Source organism: uncultured Novosphingobium sp., from assembly GCF_964277725.1.
GTDB classification, from domain to species: Bacteria; Pseudomonadota; Alphaproteobacteria; order Sphingomonadales; family Sphingomonadaceae; genus Novosphingobium; species Novosphingobium fluoreni.
In genome coordinates this window covers 1-3,881 of record NZ_CAXYKL010000004.1, presented here as the reverse complement: position 1 = coordinate 3,881, position 3,881 = coordinate 1, and the positions used below count along the sequence as shown (strand labels likewise).

At 60.0% G+C, this 3,881-nt stretch carries 3 protein-coding genes; 2 read left to right on the top strand and 1 reads right to left on the bottom strand.

Annotation, left to right across the window (positions count from 1 at the left end; genetic code table 11):
• A partial coding sequence (locus ACHWRX_RS00345; RefSeq protein ID WP_394657657.1) for a type II secretion system F family protein occupies positions 1–380 on the top strand: 380 nt, incomplete at its 5' end.
• A 376-nt stretch (positions 381–756) separates the two neighbouring features.
• On the top strand, positions 757–3,627 hold the full coding sequence (locus tag ACHWRX_RS00340; RefSeq protein WP_394657656.1) for a TonB-dependent receptor domain-containing protein: 2,871 nt from the start codon (positions 757–759) through the stop codon (positions 3,625–3,627).
• Between the two features lie 65 nt (positions 3,628–3,692).
• Here the strand turns inward: ACHWRX_RS00340 and ACHWRX_RS00335 are convergent.
• Positions 3,693–3,881, bottom strand: a 189-nt coding sequence (locus ACHWRX_RS00335) for a putative 2OG-Fe(II) oxygenase (protein ID WP_394657655.1), incomplete at its 5' end; no start/stop codon positions are given.

The window sequence follows — 3,881 nt, the reverse complement described above, 5'->3', positions numbered from 1 at the left end:
GTGAACTGGGCCGCGCCTATCCCGAGCTGGGCGATGAATTCGCGCTCACCTCGATCGAGCTGGCGTTCCTGACCGACCGCCGCATGGCATTCGAAAACCTGTCCTACCGCGTGAACCTTGATTCCGTCCGCGGCGTCGTCACCACGATGATCCAGACCGAGCGCTACGGCACGCCGCTCGCTTCGGCACTGCGTGTGCTTTCGGCCGAGTTCCGCAACGAGCGCATGATGCGCGCCGAGGAAAAAGCCGCGCGCCTGCCCGCGATCATGACGATACCGCTAATCCTGTTCATCCTGCCGGTGTTGTTCATCGTGATCCTGGGTCCGGCGGCATGTTCCATCGCGGATGCATTCTCAGGCGGTGGCCCCGGCGCGAAATAGCGCCGGGCCATCGCAGTCGTTCGCCGACGAATATCACCGCCCGCCCGTTACATCCGCCGCTGCACGCGCTGCCACTGGATCTGAACGGTCGGGATCAGAACACGACCAATATGCAACAATCCCTATATCGGTAGAAGTCACCGCGTTCTGCGCCTTTGAGTTATTGTCACGCGATTGCGGGACAAGCACTGTGACGTTAAAAACACAGTTTTCGGTCGATCTGTTTAGTTCCCCTAAATCTAGTTGAACGCCGGCAATGCTCAGGCAACAACTCGAATATGGCAGTTCAGCGTCACCGCGGGGCAAGCCGGCATCCGAGTAGTTCAGCGGGTCAAATCAAGCCTGGGCGCTCGAAAGCAACAAGGGACACAACATAGTGACAACCTCCTTCAAGAAGGCCGCGCTCCTCAGCGCAACCTGCCTCGGAGCCTTCGCCGGACTGGCCTCATCGCCGGTTCAAGCACAGGACGCCCCGACCAGCACGCCCGCCGGCACAACAGCCGATGCCGCCCCGGCCGACGCCATCGTCGTCACCGGCTCGCGCATCGCCCGTCGTAATCTTGACAGCGCAGCTCCCGTTGCCGCTGTGTCGAGCGAAGAATTCAAACTGTCCGGCGCAGTCAATGTCGAGCAGGTGATCAATACTCTGCCGCAGGTGATCCCGGGCACATCATCTTTCTCCAACAACCCCGGTGGCGGCGTCTCCACGCTGAACCTGCGTGGATTGGATGCCAAGCGTACGCTGGTTCTCGTAAACAGCCGTCGTTGGATGTTCTACGATACGTCGCAAATCGTTGACCTTAACACCATCCCGTCGTTCCTGATCGACAACGTCGAAGTCGTCACCGGTGGTGCGTCGGCCGTCTACGGTTCGGACGCTGTTGCCGGTGTGGTCAACTTCCGCCTCAAGAATGTACAAGGCATCGAAGCAGGTGCGCAGTATGGTCTGACGCAGCGGGGCGATGGCCGCCGTTATGAGGCTTACGTAGCCCTTGGCTCCGAATTCGCCGAAGGCCGTGGCCACGCCACCGTCTTTGCCGAATATTACAAGCGCGCTTCGATCGGCCAAGGTCAGCGCAACTTCTCGCGCAACGTGCTGCAGGACGATGGTGCCGGCGGCTTCGGCTTCGGTGGCTCCTCGACTACGCCGAATGGTCGCGTAAGCTCGACGTACGGCGAGGAAAATTGCCCGACCGCGAATGTCTTTTGCAGCGGCGGCCAGGGCGCGTTCTTCACTGCGCCCGGCGTTTCCCGCCCGCGTACCGGGGCCGATACGTATAACTTCGGTCCTGACAACTTCCTGATGGTGCCGCAAGAGCGCTACATCATCGGTGGTTACGGCGACTATGATATTGGTAATGGCCATACCGCCTACATCGAAGCGACTTTCGTAAATAACCGCGTACGTAACGCATTGGCGCCGACGCCCGTCACCGGCACCTTCCAGGTCAACATCAACAGCGTATCGCCCTTCCTGTCGGCAGGTGATGTCGCCGCACTTCGCCAGCTTGATGGGATTACCAATGCTGGCAATACGGTAGGCGATGGCATCGTGCCATTGGCGATCCAGCGCCGCATCAACGAAAGCGGTCTGCGCCTGCAGGAAGATGAGCGCAATGCGTTCCGTACCCTGATCGGCTTCAAGGGCCCGATCAACGACAACTTCAGCTATGACGTTTCGTATTTGTACGCCCGGACACGCAACGCGCAAATCCAGGAAGGCAACATCTCGCGCTCGGCGTTCCAGGCGGGCCTGAACGGGGTCGGCACGCCAATCAACATCTTTGGCCCAGGCACGCTTTCGCAAGACGCGCTGAATGCCATCACCATCCGCTCACAGAACGCGGAAATCTCGTCGCTCCAAGTCGCAAGCGCCTCGGTAAACGGGTCGCTGTTCAACCTGGGCTGGGGTGGTGACGATGTGGGCATCGCGATCGGCACCGAGTACCGCAAGGTCGCGTCTCGCTTCATCCCCGATACCGCACTGTCTTCCGGTGACGTGATCGGCTTCAACGCGGGCCAGCCCACACAGGGTAGCTACAACGTGAAGGAAGCTTTCGCCGAACTTCGCGTCCCGGTGGCCGCCAATCAGCCAGGTATCTATCGCCTGGAACTGACCGGTGCGCTTCGTTACTCCAAGTACTCGCTAGGTGCCGTCGGCGGTGTATGGACGTATTCAGGCGGTGCGCAATATGCGCCCATTCCAGACGTCACCTTCCGTGGACAGTATCAGCGCGCCATTCGTGCACCAAACGTGCAGGAGCTGTTCGGCGGCGCATTCGTAAACTTCCCGACTGCAATCGATCCCTGCTCTGTGGCCGACGCAGCCGGAAATACAACGATCCGCAACCTCTGTATCGCTACCGGAGTTCCGGCGGCATCGGTTGGCACCGGCGAAAGGCTGCAGCCCGACACACAAATTCAGGGCAATTTCGGTGGCAACCCGAACTTGCGCCAGGAAACGTCGGACTCCTACACCGCTGGCGTCGTTCTGCGTCCAACGTTCATCCCTGGCTTCTCGTTCACGGCTGACTGGTTCAAGATCAAGATCGAGGGCGCGATCGACTCGTTCGGTGGTGGTCTCGCGAACTCACTGAACCTGTGCTATAACGTCGTTCAGGACATCAACAGCCCATACTGCCAGATCTTCCTGGGCACCCGGAACGCTCTGGGCCGTTTTGACGGCACCACCAACCCCAATGTCTTCAACGCCAACACAGGCGGCAAGAAGGTGGAAGGCGTCGACTTCGAGGCGAACTATTCACATCCGCTCGGCTTTGGTGTCGCATCCCAGGAATCCAAGCTCGCGTTCAACGTCCTGGCGACCTACACGTACAAGCAGATCGTGATCCCGGCTGAGGAGTTCCCTGACCGGTTCACCAACTGCGCCGGCAAGTTCGGACCGCTGGTTTGCGAGAACCCAATCCCCAAGTGGAAGTGGTCTGCCCGTCTTTCGTGGCTTGATGGGCCGCTGACGACGAGCCTGAAGTGGCGTCACCTGGGCGCAGTGCGCGACGATGACCCTGCAACCAACTACAGCGTCGAGCGTCTGAAGGCTTACGATGTGTTCGATCTGGCATTCAGCGTCGATGCAACCGAGAACCTGAACCTTTCGTTCGGCATCAACAACCTACTCGACAAGAAGCCGCCGCTTCTGGGCGACAACCAGGAACAGACCAATACCTACCCCAGCACCTACGATGTGCTTGGCCGCGACTTCTTCATCTCGGGTCGAGTGAAGTTCTAAGTCTGGATAACTTAGTCTAAACATGGGCGGGGAGCGTAAGCTCTCCGCCCTTTTTGTTGGTTGGTTCAGGCGGGAGCGGCGTCGAAGGCGACGGTCAGGCGGTGGCCGCCGGTGAACGGGCGGGTGCCGTGGTAAAGCGTGCTGGGGAACAGGGCGAGCGTGCCTTCGCGGGGCTCGAACAGGGTCGTGGGTGCAAGGTCCAGGCCCAGGTCCGGTGGCGCGCCGCCGATTTCCAGCCAGCCGTCTTTATTCAC